14 protein-coding genes and 2 pseudogenes are annotated in these 16316 nt (G+C 71.5%); 9 read left to right on the top strand and 7 right to left on the bottom strand.

Going from position 1 to position 16316, the window contains the following annotated elements; genetic code table 11:
- Window positions 1-164: 164 nt before the first annotated feature.
- Together ACZ4Z1_RS35335 and ACZ4Z1_RS35330 are read right to left on the bottom strand one after the other, a co-directional pair.
- On the bottom strand, window positions 165-272 hold the full coding sequence (locus ACZ4Z1_RS35335; RefSeq protein ID WP_468490758.1) for a keywimysin-related RiPP: 108 nt from the start codon (window positions 270-272) through the stop codon (window positions 165-167).
- Window positions 273-710: 438 nt separating this feature from the next.
- Window positions 711-1337 carry a TetR/AcrR family transcriptional regulator gene (locus tag ACZ4Z1_RS35330; protein WP_468490757.1) on the bottom strand — a complete coding sequence of 209 codons (627 nt, stop codon included), beginning with the start codon at window positions 1335-1337 and terminating at the stop codon, window positions 711-713.
- Window positions 1338-1467: 130 nt separating this feature from the next.
- On the opposite strand from ACZ4Z1_RS35330, the gene ACZ4Z1_RS35325 reads away from it, so the two are divergent.
- The gene (locus ACZ4Z1_RS35325) at window positions 1468-2919 is read left to right on the top strand and encodes an amidase (protein WP_468490756.1); all 1452 of its coding nucleotides are present in this window, start codon (window positions 1468-1470) and stop codon (window positions 2917-2919) included.
- 447 nt (window positions 2920-3366) lie between these two features.
- Window positions 3367-3570 (top strand): hypothetical protein, encoded by a 204-nt coding sequence (locus ACZ4Z1_RS35320; RefSeq protein WP_468490755.1) that lies wholly within the window; start codon window positions 3367-3369, stop codon window positions 3568-3570.
- 25 nt (window positions 3571-3595) lie between these two features.
- Here the strand turns inward: ACZ4Z1_RS35320 and ACZ4Z1_RS35315 are convergent, their stop codons facing one another.
- Window positions 3596-4162 (bottom strand): SDR family oxidoreductase, encoded by a 567-nt coding sequence (locus ACZ4Z1_RS35315; RefSeq protein WP_468490754.1) that lies wholly within the window; start codon window positions 4160-4162, stop codon window positions 3596-3598.
- On the opposite strand from ACZ4Z1_RS35315, the pseudogene ACZ4Z1_RS35310 reads away from it, so the two are divergent.
- From ACZ4Z1_RS35310 to ACZ4Z1_RS35290, 5 genes and pseudogenes are all read left to right on the top strand, one after another.
- Window positions 4120-4477: pseudogene (locus ACZ4Z1_RS35310) on the top strand (hotdog family protein). The gene ACZ4Z1_RS35315 and the pseudogene ACZ4Z1_RS35310 sit on opposite strands and share 43 nt — an antisense overlap.
- Window positions 4478-4589: 112 nt before the next feature.
- Window positions 4590-6098 carry an aminopeptidase P family protein gene (locus ACZ4Z1_RS35305; protein WP_468490753.1) on the top strand — a complete coding sequence of 503 codons (1509 nt, stop codon included), beginning with the start codon at window positions 4590-4592 and terminating at the stop codon, window positions 6096-6098.
- Between the two features lie 262 nt (window positions 6099-6360).
- The gene (locus ACZ4Z1_RS35300) at window positions 6361-6720 is read left to right on the top strand and encodes a hypothetical protein (protein ID WP_468490752.1); all 360 of its coding nucleotides are present in this window, start codon (window positions 6361-6363) and stop codon (window positions 6718-6720) included.
- A 275-nt stretch (window positions 6721-6995) separates the two neighbouring features.
- The gene (locus tag ACZ4Z1_RS35295; RefSeq protein ID WP_468490751.1) at window positions 6996-7571 is read left to right on the top strand and encodes a restriction endonuclease; all 576 of its coding nucleotides are present in this window, start codon (window positions 6996-6998) and stop codon (window positions 7569-7571) included.
- Window positions 7572-7759: 188 nt separating this feature from the next.
- Window positions 7760-8656 carry a methyltransferase domain-containing protein gene (locus ACZ4Z1_RS35290; RefSeq protein WP_468490750.1) on the top strand — a complete coding sequence of 299 codons (897 nt, stop codon included), beginning with the start codon at window positions 7760-7762 and terminating at the stop codon, window positions 8654-8656.
- Window positions 8657-9010: 354 nt separating this feature from the next.
- Here ACZ4Z1_RS35290 and ACZ4Z1_RS35285 read toward each other — a convergent pair whose 3' ends face one another.
- The 4 genes from ACZ4Z1_RS35285 to ACZ4Z1_RS35270 form a co-directional block, all read right to left on the bottom strand.
- A complete protein-coding gene (locus ACZ4Z1_RS35285) occupies window positions 9011-9994 on the bottom strand; it encodes a tetratricopeptide repeat protein (protein WP_468490749.1) in 984 nt (327 codons plus the stop codon).
- Window positions 9995-10075: 81 nt separating this feature from the next.
- The gene (locus ACZ4Z1_RS35280) at window positions 10076-12157 is read right to left on the bottom strand and encodes an AfsR/SARP family transcriptional regulator (protein ID WP_468490776.1); all 2082 of its coding nucleotides are present in this window, start codon (window positions 12155-12157) and stop codon (window positions 10076-10078) included.
- 144 nt (window positions 12158-12301) lie between these two features.
- On the bottom strand, window positions 12302-13813 hold the full coding sequence (locus ACZ4Z1_RS35275) for a tryptophan 7-halogenase (protein WP_468490748.1): 1512 nt from the start codon (window positions 13811-13813) through the stop codon (window positions 12302-12304).
- A 44-nt stretch (window positions 13814-13857) separates the two neighbouring features.
- On the bottom strand, window positions 13858-15075 hold the full coding sequence (locus ACZ4Z1_RS35270) for a cytochrome P450 (RefSeq protein ID WP_468490747.1): 1218 nt from the start codon (window positions 15073-15075) through the stop codon (window positions 13858-13860).
- Between the two features lie 348 nt (window positions 15076-15423).
- On the opposite strand from ACZ4Z1_RS35270, the gene ACZ4Z1_RS35265 reads away from it, so the two are divergent.
- Together ACZ4Z1_RS35265 and ACZ4Z1_RS35260 are read left to right on the top strand one after the other, a co-directional pair.
- A complete protein-coding gene (locus ACZ4Z1_RS35265) occupies window positions 15424-15783 on the top strand; it encodes a VOC family protein (RefSeq protein WP_468490746.1) in 360 nt (119 codons plus the stop codon).
- Window positions 15780-16241: pseudogene (locus tag ACZ4Z1_RS35260) on the top strand (sigma factor); the annotation flags it as partial. The gene ACZ4Z1_RS35265 and the pseudogene ACZ4Z1_RS35260, both read left to right, overlap by 4 nt.
- Window positions 16242-16316 lie beyond the last annotated feature (75 nt).

Below are 16316 nucleotides of genomic sequence, written 5' to 3'. Positions count from 1 at the left end.
AGGAGAGGGGGCTTTTTCCGAGGTTGTGGTTTTTGGTGGGGGGGGTTTGGGGAGGGGGGGGGGGACTGGGGGATGGGTTTGTCTGACGGGGGGCGGGGCGGGGGGGGGGCCGCCCCGCCCCGGGCCACGGTGCGGGTCCGCTCAACGGCTCCGCACCGGTCGCGTCACAGGAACTGCTTGCCGCCGAGAACATCCTTGGGACCGGTGTTCTTGATGCCCGTCACCTTGCGGAAGCCGCCGACCTTGGTGAGTGTGGGACGCTCGTACGTCATGGTCGCACTCCTTTTCCCTTGGGGGATCACGCGGATCACGGGACCGGACCGACGCAATGCGAATGCATTTGCGCCTTCGCTCCCGTGAGCGGTTGATGCCGCGCCGCAACCGTAAGAGTGCCGGGAGCATTATCACAATGATCCGCTCACGGTGACATGGAGTGCGCCGGGGGCGTGCGTTTCAGTTGCCACGACGCGGTGCGATGCCACGCGCTCCCAGTTGTGACACGGACCGGTTCCAAGGCGCCGGCCGCATGATGCCCGTGTACGGCCCGGGCATCGTCACGCTCCGGTCTGCGGGCCCGGCACGTCGGGTCGCCGTCCCCCGTAACTCGCTCGGCCTGGCGGCGAGACGGCACGGCGGGAGGTGCTTTCACCACGGTGGCACCGAGACAGGTGTTGTTCATTCTCGGTATGGGGGACGCGAGTGCGGAGCGGTCAGCCGGTTGTCGCCCGGGATGCGACGAGGGGGGAGCGGTGCTGCGCCAGGATCCCCTCGACGATTCCCATCAGACGGTCCCCCGCCTGATCGATGCTTCCGTTCTGTGTGCTGACCTGGGCGCCTTCCAGTACGAAGGTGATCGCGGCTGCGGCCTGCTCGGGATCGCGCAGCCCGGCCTCGGTGCACATGCCGACCAGCCTGCGGGTCTGGTGGGCCTTGTGCTTCTCGATCACTTGCCGTGCGGGATGGGAGCGGTCGGGCAGCTCGGCGATGGAGTTGATGAACGGGCAGCCCCGGTGCGAGATCGCCGGCAATCCCTCGGCGATGAAGCGGGCCAGGCCGAGAATCTGGTCCCTGGGCCGGCCGGGGTGTTCGGCCTCGACCCGGTCGAAGGCCGCCTGGTAGTCGGCGGCGACGATCCGCAGCCACTCCGCGACCAGCGCGTCCTTGGTTTCGAAGTGCCGGTAGATCGCCATTTTGGTGGTCTCGGCCCGCTCGGCGATCGTCTGGACGCCCACCCGTTGGATCCCCTCGCTCTGGAAGAGCTCTTCCGCGGCGTCCAGGATGCGCTCACGAGGCGGCAGTTTCGCCACTCTGCTCGGCCTGCCGGCGCTTGCTGCCATGACTACTCCGTGACGTCCGGTCCGCTGTGGGGCCACTCACTTCCCCTGCTACGGTACCAGTCCGTGCCATGCGATACCGATCGGTATCGTTCGGTACTCGAAGGTATCGCTCTTTCCGTTGGGAGTGACAGTGAGAATTGCCGAGTACGTGAGCTACGACGCGGTCGGGCTCGCCGAGCTGGTGGCCAAAGGCGATGTGACCCCCGCCGAACTGGAAGCAGCCGCACGCCAGGCCGCCCAGGCGGTCAATCCGCAGATCAACGCCATCGTGGAGACATGGCCGGCCGACGATGAGCCCAGCCCCGGCAGCGCACCGCTGGCCGGAGTCCCTTTCCTGATCAAGGACATCGCGGTCTCCATGGCCGGGAAGCGGATGGAGCTGGGCAGCCGTCTCGCGTCCGGTAACGTCTCGGGCGCCGACTCCTCCCTGATGCTGCGCTTCCGTCGCGCCGGGCTCGTGACGTTCGGGCGTACCGCGACACCGGAAATGGCCTACAGCAACACGACGGAACCCGTGCTGTACGGCGCGACCCGCAACCCGTGGGACCTGGCGCGCAGCGCGGGAGGATCCAGCGGGGGCGCGGGCGCGGCTGTCGCCGCCGGCGTGGTCCCGATCGCGCACGCCACCGACGCCGCCGGATCGATCCGCATCCCCGCCGCCCATAACGGCCTGTTCGGGCTGAAGCCCACCCGCGGCCGGGTCTCCGTGGGCCCCTGCTTCGACGAACTCTTCAACGGCCTGGTCGTGCACGGCAGCGTCAGCCGCACGGTACGCGACAGCGCGACACTGCTCGACCAGATCCGCGGCCCGGAGCCGGGTGACCCGTACTTCGCCCAGGAGCCGTCCCGGCCGTACGCGCAGGAAGTCACCCGCCACCCGGGCTCGCTGCGGATCGGTGTCCTCACCCAGGCCTGGGGCGGGCACCGCACGACCACACCAGTGGCCGACGCGCTCTCCCGCACCGTACGTCTGCTCGAATCCCTCGGCCACCAGGTGGCGGAGGTCAAGGTCGACCTCGGGGCCGACTGGGAGGAGTTCGTCCTGGCCAGCGCCCGTCAGTGGACGGCGAATCTCACGGCCTCGATCGACGGGCTGGCTGCCGCCCTCGACCGGCCCATCGACTCCTCGACCCTGGAGCCGCCCACCCTTGCCGGCTACCACTACGGGCAGCGGGTCAGCGGCGCCCAGTTCGTCACCGCCCTCGAAATCCGCAACCGGATCGCCCGGAGCCTGGCACGGTACTTCGACGCCCACGACATACTGCTCACCCCGACCACGCCGGAGCTTCCCCCACCCTTGGGCACTCATGCGAAGGGTGTGGAGGCACTGGACGGCCTTGGCTGGCTTCGCCGCCTCTTCGATCTTTCGCCGTTCTCCGCGGCGTTCAACGTGGCCGGCACGCCCGCCATGTCCGTGCCTGTGACGGCCGACCCGGAGACGGGACTCCCGGTCGGTATGCAGTTCGCCGCCGGATACGGGCTCGAAGGCCGCCTTTTCCGCCTCGCCGGGCAACTCGAACAGGCAAGCCCGTGGTCGGGCCGGACCCCGCCGGTGTGGGCAGGGAATCACGCGGACCACTGAGGAGTGCTCCGGGAGCCGGGAGCCGGGATTTCACGGGTCATGCACGGAGCGAGTGGGCGAACCACGCCGTGCATGGAGTCCGGTACTCCCGGCATCCCCGAATCCGGACCCGCCCAGCCCCTTCGCGGCACTTCCACTTGCCCGATGGCCGCAGCGCCGAACACGTCCGTGACGCCTTCGCGGTAACAGCCTGATTGCGTATATCGCGGCCGCCCCGCCGTTCCAGCCGCCGCGACAGCCTGGAAGAGTGGTCTGGTGCTTTTGGAACCTGAGAAGACCCTGTTCATTCGGGGGGCTACCCCCGTACTCCTGCTGTCCGACGCTCCCGTACACGACATTTTGCCGACCCTGACCGCGCCGGACGGGGCGGTCCCACAGTGTGCTGGCTGGAGCATCGTTCCCAGACTCACCGTGTGTGTCGTGGACGGGCCCGCAGGAGCCGGCCTCATGATCCCCGCCCTCGTCGCGCCGGTGATCGTCGAGACCGGTGAAGCCGACGAGCCGGGTGAGATGGCCGACTGGTGCACGGACGCCGAGCAGGCCGGTGGCGCGGTGGTCCTTTCTCTCGACGCACTGCCCGAGAGCCTCGACTGGGCCGCTTTGCTGGGATCCGGCACTGCTCACGGCGGGTTCATGCCCGTCCTGGCCTGACCGCGGAATGCTTGTGGCGGGGCGATCAGGTCCTGCGGCAAAGGGGGAATGTCGTTCTCCTTGTTGAGGGCGGCGGCCCGCACTGCCGCGCGGAATTCGTCTGCCGGCAGGGCGGATCCAGGCAGGGGTTTCTCCGGCCTTGCGAAGGCGTGCGGCAGGGGGAACAGCGAATGCTGTAGTGCCCGCTGCCGTCACCGGTGCCCCGGGCGTAAAAGCCGCCTGGGGCGATTCCGGCCGCCGGCAGGCTCAGCAAGAGGCGGGTGAACACGCCCGGGATGTTCAGCTGGCCCCCGCAGCGCGGGTGCGCGAGGATCAGGTTCGAGCGGAACACGGCGACCGGCAGACCGAACGTGTCGTGCGCCTCGCGCAGCAGCACCTCGCCCGCCCACTTGCCGGCTCCGTAGCCGTTCGCGCAACCGCCGTCGAGGTCGCGCACTCCGCAGGCCGTGCGGATGTCCGCCGTATCGTCGGCCGCGGCCTCGAGAACGGTCCGTGCTTCTCCGTCGACGGCGGCACCAGCGTGGTGCAGGAATTCGTACAGCCGTAGACCTGCCGGAATACGCTGATCGCCGACGGCTCCGACGAGCCGCACGAGCCGATTTCGAGCCCGGCATGGTGATCCGGCACTGGCCGGGCCGCACCCTCTCCGAAGCCGACAACACCTGGCTGACCCCGCTGACAATGAAACCAACACCCGCTCCACTTCGATCAGCACTACGGCGCGGGCGGTGGCCGACCGGGGCGGGGCCGAGTCCGCCTGAAGGGCCCCGTCTTCGTCGGCGACACCCTCTACGCGACGAGCCGGACCCTCGGCGAGCGGCTGTCCCGGTCCCGGCCCGTCATCGTCTTCGAGCGGTCCTTCATGGTCCGCTGCCGCGAGGAGACCAGTCCACCGGAAAACCCGTGATTCGGGGGAGCGGACCCCGTTCCCGAGAGCCCTCCCGGACACCGCTTCCGCGCGAACACCAGTGTGCACGACAGAGGTTCGAATGGCCGGTCGATCTGACAGGATATCCGGCATGACGAGCGAGAATCAGCCCAAGGCCGGCCACCGCGGCACCCCCACCAACGCCGAGTTCCGCGAGTTCATGGCCTCCGGATGGGCAGCCGACGACCGTTCGCCCACACCCCGTGCCGAGGTCGCCGACCACGCGGCCCGCCGACGGGCGGCCGTCTCCCAGCGGTTCCCCGGCGAGCGGCTCGTCATCCCCGGCGGCGGCCTGAAGGTACGCAGCAACGACACCGACTACACCTTCCGGCCGCACACCGCCTTCGCCCACCTGTCCGGGCTCGGCGCACACGCCGAGCCCGACAGCGTCCTGGTACTGGACCCCGGCCCCGAGGGCGGACACCGCGCCATCCTGTACTTCCGCCCGCCGGCCCCGCGGGACACCGAGGAGTTCTACACCGACTCCCGGTACGGGGAGTTCTGGGTCGGCTACCGCCCGACCGTCGCGGACATCGAGTCGCAACTCGGCCTCACCGCCCGCCACATCGACTCGCTCGCCGCCGACCTGGCCAAGGACGACGCCGCTGCCCGGCTGCGCGTGGTCCGGTCGGCCGACCCGCAGCTCACCGAGCTCGTCGACACCACCCGCGCCCAGGCGGGAACGTCCCGGTCCGGCGAACAGCAGGAGAAGGCCGACGAGGAACTGGCCCGCCACCTGTCCGGGATACGGATCGTCAAGGACGAGTGGGAGGTCGGCGAGATGCGCAAGGCGATCGCCGCCACCCACGAGGGATTCGAGGCGATCATCGCGACCCTGCCGGAAGCCGTGCGCAAGGGGCGCGGTGAACGCTGGATCGAGGGAATCTTCGGCCTGTACGCCCGGCACGAGGGTAACGGCGTCGGATACGAGTCGATCTGCGCGTCCGGCGACCACGCCAACACCATCCACTGGACGAAGAACACCGGCAAGGTCCGCGCGGGTGACCTGATCCTCATCGACGCCGGAATCGAGATCGACTCCCTGTTCACCGCCGACATCACCCGCACCCTTCCGGTGACCGGCCGCTTCACCGACGTACAGCGCAAGATCTACGACGCGGTCCACGAGGCACAGCAGGCCGGCATGGAAGCGGTGAAGCCGGGCAACAAGTTCAGCGACATCCACGCCGCTGCGAACGAGGTCATCGCCCGCCGCCTGCACGAGTGGGGACTGCTCCCCGAGGGAGTCACGCTCGAGCAGACCCTCGACCCGGACCACGGCGGCTGGCACCGCCGCTGGATGGTCCACGGCACCTCCCACCACCTGGGCATGGACGTACACGACTGCCAACTGCTGCTGCGCGAGGACTACATGGACGCCGAGCTGAAGGCAGGCATGGTCCTCACGGTCGAGCCGGGCCTGTACTTCAAGGCGGACGACCTGCTGGCACCGGAGGAGTTCCGCGGCATCGGGGTGCGCATCGAGGACAACGTACTGGTGACCGAGGACGGCTACGAAAACCTGTCCGCCGCGATGCCGCGCGGCTCGTACGAGGTGGAGGAGTGGATCGCGCGGGTGTCGGGTACCGCGGGAGACTGACGCCGGGGCAGGGAGCCCGGGTGGGGCTCACGCACGGTCGATGTCCGCCGGACGCTGCGCGGAGGTGTGCTCGCGCAGCGTCCGGCCGGCGTGCGAACCTGGCGGGCGCCGTGTGCCGTGAGGTTCTGGCGATGTCCGGCTCGTCGTCATCGCGACCGCCGCCTCCGGCCGAGTCGTCCTGAACCGCAGCGGCATGGTCTGAGCCCGTACTCCCTTCCGTTCCGCCTGCGACTTGAGCCTTCTGACGGGTTGTACCACCGAGGTGGGCACGCAACCGCAGGACCACGGGCCCGGTTCCGAGGGCGCCGCGGCACGCCACGACGAGCGTGAGCGAGCTGTCGACGAGCGCGAGCGGCTGTCCGATGGGCGGGAGACGGCCACCTCCGCGGCCCGGCAGGCAGCCGAAGGGCGCTCACCCCGGCAGGACCTGGAGAAACGGGAACGCCCGCTACGCGAGCAGGCGGCCGCCGCGGTGAGCGCGCCGGCCGACATCCAGGAGGAACCGGCCCGCGATCACGAGCGGCAGGCTGCCCGGTACCTGCGCTTCACCGAACAGTTGCGCCGTGCGGCAGACGAACTGCGGGCAGAGACCCGGCCGACCGACGACGAGACCCTCCCTTGACCGACCGCAGGCAGCGCGATCTGACACGGATCTGTGCGCGTCCGGCGCAGCCCGAGGCTTCCGGCAGCAACACTCACGCGCTTGCGCGCTACGCCTTCGCCACCGGCCGTCCCCTCGGCGGAAGGGTCTGGCCGCCACGGCGGGACCTGTTCGGATCCTCGACGTGCTGGCTCACGTCTTCCGTTGCGCGAGCGGGCACCGGCAGACCGGGCGGATACTTCTCTGCGCAAGGGGGAGGGAAGGCGGCAGCGTGTGCTTCGTCAAAGGGGACCCGGATGGTGACGCTGGTGCTGTTGACGGTGGCCGGTGTGGCGGTGGTCGTGGTCGTCGCGGGCCTGGTGCGTGCCGGGCGGCGTGAGGCACGTGCCGAGCAGGCCCGCCGGCAGGAGGAGGCGCGCCGCCAGGCCCGCCGTTCGCTGGCGGCGGTGTGGAAGATGAACGGCCAGGAGTTCGAGGAGTACGTGGCCGGGCTGTGCCGCCGGGACGGCTGCACCCAGGTGCAGCGGGTCGGCGGCGCCGGCGACCTGGGCGCGGACGTCATCGCTCTCCTGCCCGACGGCAGAAAGCTGGTCATCCAGTGCAAGCGCTACGCCAAGCACCGCTCGGTCGGCAGCCGCGACCTGCAAACCTTCAACGGCACCGCCCGCGACGAGCACGGCGCCGACGTCCCCGTCTTCGTCGCCTCCTGCGTCTTCACCCGACAGGCGCGCGCCTTCGCCACCAAGCACCACCTGGTGCTCATCGACGCCAACCTGCTCGGATTCTGGAACGGCGGAACGCCGCTGACGGCCTTCTTGGACCTGGACATCGGCCGGTCCGGCAACCACCGCAAGATCGACCCCGACGACTGAGCCGCACCCGGGCGAGTGCCGCGGGATCTGGCGCTCACGCAGCGGGGCGAGGACACTTGGCTACGACCACTTCCAGCGGGAAAGAGACGCCATGGGACACCGTCAGGAGGGCGACGGTCAGGTCGGCGGCCCGTTCTCCAGCCCCGGCGACCCGGGCAACCCCGCGCCGCAGCGCGACGAAGACGACGATGACGACGAAGACCAGCGCTGACATTCCCCCTCGACGGCTGGACGCGACCGAGCTGCGCCGGCAGTGCGCGGCGACGATCGACACCTACGGGCCGGGCTACTTCGAGGACCGCCCGTGGCTGCGGCAGGCCTTCCTCGACACCCCGCGAGAGCACTTCGTCCCCGACCGCTACTGGACCACCGCCCAGCGGGACGGCCGCTTCGCCGTGCTGGACCGTACCGAGCGGCCCCAGGCATGGCTCAAGCGGATCTACCGGCCGCTGGCCCCGCTCATCACCCAGATCGCCTTCGGCGAGATCCGGCCCGAGGACGGGCCGAGCGACTGCGGCGACTTCACCAGCTCCCTCTCATGTCCCGCCGCCGTCATCGGCATGCTGCACCACCTCGACCCGCGGCCCGGCGAACGGATCCTGGAGATCGGGACGGGCAGCGGCTACAACGCCGCCCTGCTCGCCCACCGCGTCGGCGCCGCCAATCTCGTCACCGTCGAGATCGACGCGGCTCTTGCCGAACAGGCCGAGAGCAAACTGGCCCACCTCGGCATCACACCGACCGTCGTCACCGGTGACGGTGAACAGGGCTACGAACAGGCGGCGCCCTTCGACGGCATCCTGTCCACCGCCGCCGTCCGCGAGATCCCCCAGGCCTGGCTGCGCCAGGTCCGCCCGGGCGGCGTGATCGTCACGCCGATGGACACGCCGTTCCACTGCGACGGTCTGTGCCGGCTGGTGTGCGACGGCCAGGGTAACGCCACCGGCCGGATGGTGGGAGGCCTGGACTTCATGAAGGTGCGCGGCCAGCGCGAGCGCCGTCCCTACAGCCAACTGGGCTGGCCCCTGTGGAATGACTACCAGGTCACCGCCGGACCCGACGGACAGCGCATTCGCACCCCCTGACCGGCGGTTCCGGCACACGGCACGCGCACGGCCACCGAGTGCGGTCGTCGGGGTCGCGGAAGCCGGCTTCGGGATCCAGGCATGTGCCTGCCGTGATGGCGGCAGGGGCGGTGTGGTGTGCGCGTTGCCGGTCGGTGGGCCAGGGCTGGTTCCACCACGGGGGGGGGAGAGCGTGAAGGCCGGCGGCGCGTGCGGGAGCAAACTTGGGGTCGACGGACCGCGGGCCGGCAAGCCACGGGACGACGGCGAAGCATTCCTCCCCGGCTGTCCGCCCGCTGTTCGGCACGGGGAAGACAGTGCCGACCGGCGATGACAGCGCTCTGATCACGTACTGACAGGCCCGGCGGGCGGCTGTCAGACGCCGTCGGCGGCCGGGCTCAGGCGGTCGAGTGCCTTCTGCCGCGGCATGGTGGCGCCCTGGCCGTACGCCGCGTCGTACTCCGCGCGGCCGAGCCGCCGCACCAGTTCGGCGGCGAGTTCGCGCAGCTCCGGGTCGCCGGCGTCGAAGGCGCCGCGGATGGCCTGGCTCGTGCCGAGCGCGGTGGCCGCGCCTGCCGGGTCGCCCTCCGCGAGCAGCAGCCTGGCCAGGTGCTGGGCGGCCGGAGCGAGGTTCCGGTGGGCGAAGGCCGCCCGAACGGCTCCGGGCAGCAGTTCACGCGCCCGTACGGCATCGCCGGCCGCCAGGAGGATCGCCAGTCTCGCGGGCGCGATCCAGTCCGCGACCGCTTCCTCGGGCAGGGACGTCTCGCGGCCGAGCGCCGCCATCCGGGTCAGCTGCTGCTCGGCGCGTTCCGGCTCTCCGGCGCGCCGGTGCAGATCGGCCCGGCAGGCCAGGACCCCGATCCGCAGGAAGTTGTCGCCCCGGTCCCGGGCGGCCTGCTCGGCACGGTCGATGTCGTGCCGCGCGCCCGCCATGTCGCCGCCGCGCATCCGTTCGGTGGCGAGCCCGAGCCGGTACTGGGCCTCGTCCTGGGGTACGAGTGCAAGCCCGCGCTGATAGGCGGCGAGCGCTTCCTCGTGTTCCCCCTGGACGGAGTGGACCTGGGCCACACCGGCCAGTGTCATTGCCGTGCACAAGCGGTCGCCCGCCGCCTCGAACTCGCGAAGGGCACCGGCCGCCGCGCTCGCGAGCCCGCCCCAGTCGCCGCGGTCGTGATGCGTGAAGGCTTCCCCGAGGTACGTACAGGCGACGGCCCACCGGTCCCGGCGTCCGCGCGCCTCGTGGATCAGCCGTTCGACCAGCTCGTCCAGGCCGAGGAGGCGGCCCGTCGGGAGCGTCACCAGGAGCAGCATCGGATAGCGCTCCAGGGCGCCGGTGCGCGCGCAGTCCTCGATCACGGTGCGCACCCGCTCGGCGTCGAGGGCCGGCCCGCCGGTGCCGGTCAGGAGGTGGACCGCGGTGAAGGCGGCCCGGGCGTCCTAGGGCAGCGCGTCGCCCAGTGCGCACACGCCGGCCATCAGGGCCTCGGCCCGTGTGTCGTGGCGCAGGGAGTTCCAGTACCAGTACAGCGGCCCGAGGAGCCGGGCCGCGGCGTCCGCGTCCCGTTCGTCGACGGCCGTCCGCAGCGCGAACACCAGATTGTCGTACTCGGCGGCGAGGAACGCGAACGAGATGTGCTGCCGGGCGGAGCGCAGCAGCGGCTCGTGCTCCTCGGCCACGTCGGCGAAGTACCGGACGAGGCGGTCCCGGACCGCTTCCCGCTCGCCCGCCTGGAGAAGTTGCTCCGCCGCGTACGCCCGGACGCTCTCCAGCATCCGGTAGCTGTCCCCGGCTCGTTCCACGAGGGACTTGTCGACCAGCGAACCGAGTACGTACGGGACGTCCCCGGCGGGCAGTGTGCCGTCCGAACAGACCGCCTCGACGGCCTCGGGTCCGGTCGGTGCGGGGAAGAGCGCCATACGCCGTGCCAGCGTCTTCTCGTGGCCGGTCAGCAGCTCCCAGCTCCATCCGATGACCGCGTGCAGGGTGCGCTGGCGCGGCTGCGCCGCCCTGTTGCCCGTGGACAGCAGCCGGAACCGGTCGTCGAGGTGCCGCGCGATCTGCTCGGCGCTCATCGACCGCAGCCGGGCGGCGGCCAGTTCGAGGGCGAGCGGCAGCCCGTCCAGTCTGCGTACCACCTCGCCCACCGCCCCCATCGTGAGCCCGTCGAGCGTGAAGCCGGGCCGTACGGCCGCGGCCCGGTCGGCGAAGAGCCGGACGGCGGGCGTCGCGGCGGCCTCGGCAGGGTCCGCGCCCTGGGCGGGGAGGGGCAGCGGCCCGAGCCGGCACAGGGATTCGCCCATGACCTCCAGCGGTTCCCTGCTGGTGGCCAGGACCGTCAGCCGGGGGTGACGTTCGAGCACACGCTGCGCGAACTCGGCGACCGCATCGACGACATGCTCGCAGTTGTCCAGGACGAGCACGGTCTCGTCCCCGCCGAGCAGGCCGACCACCTGGTCCATCGGCTCCGTACGGCTGCCACCGGGAGGCCGCGGTGCGTTCGGCGCACTGAGCGCGCCCAGCACCGCGTCGACCACCCCGTCAGAGCCGCGCGCCCCGGCCAGCGGGACGAGCCACAGCCGGCCCTGCCGGTGGGCCCGGTGTCCGGACGCCGCTTCCACGGCCAGCCGCGTCTTGCCCACGCCGCCGGGCCCGACGACCGTGACCAGCCGGGACGCGGCCAGCAGCCCGTCGAGCAGCTCCAGTTCGCCGTCCCGGCCGATGAACGAGGTCAGCCGCGCGGGCAGCCGCCCGGGCGCCGGGCCGGACCGTATGGCGGGCGGTTTCTCGTCGCCGCGCAGCACGTCGAGGTGAGCCTCCCGGAGCCCGGCCGAGGGATCGACGCCCAGCTCGTCGGCGAGCTTGCCGCGTACGTCCTCGAACACGGCCAGCGCGTCGGACTGCCGGCCCGCCGCGTGCAGGGCGCGCATACGCAGCGCGGCCAGCCGTTCCCGCAACGGGTCGTCCGCCGACGCCGCCTCCAGATCGGCCAGGACCCCAGTGTGGTGACCGAGCCGCAACTGTGCATCGCAGCGGTCTTCGAACGCCGTGACACGCAGTTCCTCCAGCCGCGCCACGGCCGTACCGGCGAACGGGGCCTCCCGCACGTCGGCCAGTGCGGGCCCCCGCCACAGCGCGAGCGCCTCACCGAGCAGAGCAGCCGCCTCCTGGGGCGACCCCGTGGCGAGCTCCTGCCCGCCCTGCGCCGCCAGCGCTTCGAAGCGAGCGGCGTCCACATGCTCCTTCGGCACCACGAGCCGGTAGCCCGCCCCCGACGACTCCAGCAACCCGCCGTCGGGCAAGGCCCTGCGCAGCCGGTACACCGACGCGTGCAGCGAGTTGAGCGCGTCCGCGGGAGGACGCGTGCCCCACAGGCCGTCGATGAGCGCGGCGGGCGACACCATGTCGCCCGCCGCCAACGCCAGCCGGCCGAGCAGCATGCGCAGTCGTGCGCCCCCGATGCCGACCGGCGTCCCGTCACTGTCGAAGGCCCGGACCGGCCCGAGCACCGCTATACGCATCCCCACCAGCCCAGTATCCCGGACCGGTGGACATCCGATGTCCCGGGAAGCGCGGCGTGGCCGTCCGGGCAGAGGACCGGTCGGTCCGGTCGGCCGGTCGGTCCGCGGCGAGGTGGTGGCCCGCCAGGTCGGGGACGGCGCGCGTCAAGGCGTGCCGTCGGCAGGGGCCTGGTGCGGTTCCGCCCAGTGCAGGCCGTCCGCGGTGGCGACCAGGCCGCCCGGGACCTGAGGGGCCTGTTCCGCGAAGCCGCTTCCGGTGGCTCCTTGCTCGGCGAGCAGGTCGCTCTGCGCGAACGTCTCGCCGAGCATCGGGCTCTCGTCCCACGGGTCGCCGGCGACGTCCGCCTGGTAGCAGTGGACGGACTCGTCCAGCACCCGTGCGGCGGTGCCGAGACGGCCGGCGACCCGTTCGGCGTCGGTGAGTGCCCGGTCGCCGGAGGCCAGCCCGCCCACCAGGTTGATGAAGGAGGCCATCGCGCCTGCCTGTCCGCCGGTCACCTTGCGGGCCTGCCAGAAGTAGGTGTCCTTCGAGGCCTGCATGGTGTAGAAGGCCGCGAGGAAGTCGTGGAAAACGGTGTATTCGCGGCGGTAGCGGGTTTCGAATTCGTCGAAGGCCCGTCGTTCGTCCATCCCGGTGCTCAGTACGGTGTTGATCGAGCGGGCGCTGAGCAGGGCGGAGTAGGTCGCCAGGTGCACGCCGGAGGAGAAGACGGGGTCGATGAAGCACGCGGCGTCGCCGACCAGGGCCACTCCCGGCGCCCAGAACCGGGTGTCGCAGTAGGAGTAGTCCTTGCGGACCCGCACGGTGCCGTACGTCCCCTCGGTGACGCGCCGGGCGTCGGCCAGGTATTCCCGTACCAGAGCGCACTGGTCCACCAGTTCGGCAAGTGCCTGTTCGGGATCGCCCTGCACCTGGGCGGCGTGTTCGCGGTGGACGACGGCGCCGACGCTGGTGAGGCGGTCGCTCAGCGGGATGTACCAGAACCAGCCGGAGTCGAAGGCGGCGCACAGGATGTTGCCCTGGTTCGGCGGGGGCAGTCGGCGTCCGTTCTCGAAGTAGCCGAAGACCGCGATGTTGCGGAAGAACGGGGAGTACACCCGCTCCCCGCCGGCCGCGGTGTGGAGGCGGCCGGTGTTGCCGGAGGCGTCGACGACGTAGCGGGCGCGGACCTCGGCCTCCGAGCCGTCCGGTGTCCGGTGGACCAGGCCGTGGACCCGGCCGTCCGCGCGAAGGACGCGCCGCACGGTGCACCCTTCGCGTACGTGGACCCCGACCTGCCGGGCACGGTCCAGCAGCAGCGCGTCGAACCGCGTCCGCTCCACCTGGTACGCGTATCCCATGGATTCACCGAGGCCGGGCGAGTCGGCGAAGGAGAACGTCCACGGTTCGGGGGCCCTGCCCCAGCGGAAGGTACCGCCGCGTTTGCGCATGAAGCCGGCCTCGCGCAGGGCGTGATCCACGCCCAGGAGACGGCCGATGCCGTGGATGGTCGACGGGAGGAGGGACTCGCCGATCTGATAACGCGGGAAGTGTTCGCGTTCCAGCAGCAGTACGCGGTGCCCGGCCATGGCGACCAGGGCGGCGGTGGTCGAACCGCCGGGGCCGCCGCCGACCACGACGACGTCGAACTCCTCGGGCTTCACGGGTCCGTTCATGATGCGGTTCCTTTCGCCGCCGTGCGCATACGGGGCCGGGTGGGTCACCAGGTCACCGGGAGAGTGAGCGGTGACCTGACGGGTGAGTGGTCCTCCCAGGCCGGGGGCTGCCCGGCCAGGCGGAGCCGGGGCAGCCGGTCCAGCAGCGCTTCCAGCCCCACGCTCATCTGCGTACGGGCCAGATGGGCGCCCAGGCAGTTGTGCGGGCCGCGGCCGAACGCCAGGTGCGGGTTGGCCGGCCGGTCCAGCACCAGCCGGTCGGCCTCCGCGAAGACGCGTTCGTCGCGGTTCGCCGCGGCCAGTACGGGCAGCACGGCCTCGCCGGCACGGACGGTCCGTCCGTGCAGCGTGACGTCCTGCCGGGCCTGGAGGACGACGACGCCGTTCTGCACGGGGAGGAAGCGCAGGAGTTCCTCGACCGCGGCGGGCAGCAGCGACCGGTCGCGCAGCAGCCGCGCGTAGCGATCCGGCTCCGTCAGCAGGGCCAGCACGGCGTTGGCCAGGAACATGGTGCTGGTGCGGTAACCGGCCACGAGCATCGACAGCCCGAAGGCCAGCACGCTCTCCTCGTCCACCACTGCCCGGTCACAGGCGTGGACAAGCAACGTGAGCATGTCATCGCCCGGCGCGCGGCGGCGGCTTGCCAGCAGCGACTCCATGTAGGCGCGCAACTGGCGGGTGGCCGCACGGCCTTCCGGCAGGGTGATCAGTGCGCCGAGCGCGGCGTCGGCCGGAGGAAGGAACAGGGCCCGGTCCTCGTAGGGGATGCCCACCAGTTCGCACATCACCAGCAGCGGAAAGGGCTCGAGGAAGCCGCTCACCAGCTCGCCGGGTGGCCCGGCGCCGGTGAACTGCGCCAGCAGGCGGTCGGCGGTGGCGCGGAGGGCCGGGCGCCGTTGCCGCGTGGCACGGGTGCCGAACGGCTCCGCCAGCGCATGGCGCAGCGCCGTGTGCCGGGCCCCGTCGAGTTCCATCATGGTGACCAGGCCGGGGCAGCCACCGGTGGTGGCGCCCGGGTCGAGCGGCCAGTCGTTGATGGTCGGGCGGGTGAACCGGTCGTCGGCCAGCAGGTCCCGCACGTCGTCGTAGCGGGTGACGTACCAGGCAGGAGCGCCGAACGGGGTGGCGACCCTGGCGACCGGGCACCTGTCGCGCAGCGCCGGATACTGCGGCGGCGGACCCATGCCGCCCGGCGCGGGCATCGGGAACGGCTGGGGCTCTTCCTCGGGCCCCGGTGTGGCCGTGTCAGGTGCGGGTGGCATCGGTTCATCGCCTTGCTCGGGACGTCCTACAGGTGTCGAAGCCGGTGACGGTGCGGAATGTCTCTCGCCGTAGGGACCGGGCGTCGCGTCTCGCTCCGCCGCCCGCGGGCGGGCCCGTCGCCGCGGACGGTGACTGCTCCGGGCCGCTGCTTCCTGACCCTGGGCACCGGCGTCGCGTCGGCTACAGGAACAGTTCCCGGGCACCGACGCCGGAACCGGCGGCACGCGCAAACTCATCAGCGCCGGTGAACATGGCGTGCACGGCACCGGACATCCGCGCCGGTATCCGCCCCCGGACCCACTACGGACTTCGACGACGCGCAACCGGGCCGAACGTACGCGGATCTGGTGGGCGGGCCGCTGGACGGACTACCGCTCGACATCACCACCCGGACCCTGACGGAGATCGCCACCGGCGCCGCGCCGATGACGGAGCTCGGGCAGTTCGTCGCCGGCGGCGTGCCCGGCAGCCCGGCCCAGATCATCCTGTGGTCGCATGCGCCGGCCGCGGGACAGCCGGGTGGCGCGGGCGCGCCCGGTCCGCTGATCCTCGAATCCGAGGACTTGCGGAAGGATTTCGAGATCATGCGCCGGCGCGGCGTCGTCTTCGAAGAGTCCGAACCCGTGGACTATCCGTTCGGGGTCCGCGTCGAGGCGGTGGACCCGGACGGCAACCGGGTCTCGCTCCGTCAGCAGCGAAAGCCGTGACCGCCCACCCGTCCGGCCTCGTGTCCGAGGCGTTCGAAGCCCAGCGCGACCGGCTGCGCGCCGTCGCGTACCGCGTGCTGGGCTCGCACGCCGATGCCGAGGGCGTGGTCCGGGAAGCCTGGATGCGCCTGGTCCGCCAGGACGAGGCGACCATCGGCAACCTGGCCGGCCGGCTGACCACCGTGGTCGGCCGCATCAGCCTGGACCTCCTGAGATCCCGCCGAGCCCACCCCGAAACCGCCTACGAGCAAGAGTTCGCGAACCTCGTGGTGACACCCGACGACGGCCCCGCGCCGGACGAGCAGGTGGCGCTGGCCGATTCAGTCGGCCTCGCCCTGCTCATCGTGCTCGACTCGCTCACCCCGAGCGAACGCCTGGCATTCGTCCTGCACGACATGTTCGCGGTCCCGTTCCAGGAAATCGGCCAGATCCAGGGCAAATCCACCGACGCCACCAGGCGGCCCGCACCGCCTGGCTGTCATTGCAGCCGTCCGTCCGGCTGTCCGGCGTCGCGCTCACCGGCGTCTTCGACT

The organism is Streptomyces sp. NPDC030165, from assembly GCF_055573595.1.
The sequence above is the reverse complement of the archived record's forward strand: the minus strand, read 5'-3'. Positions and strand labels throughout refer to the sequence as shown.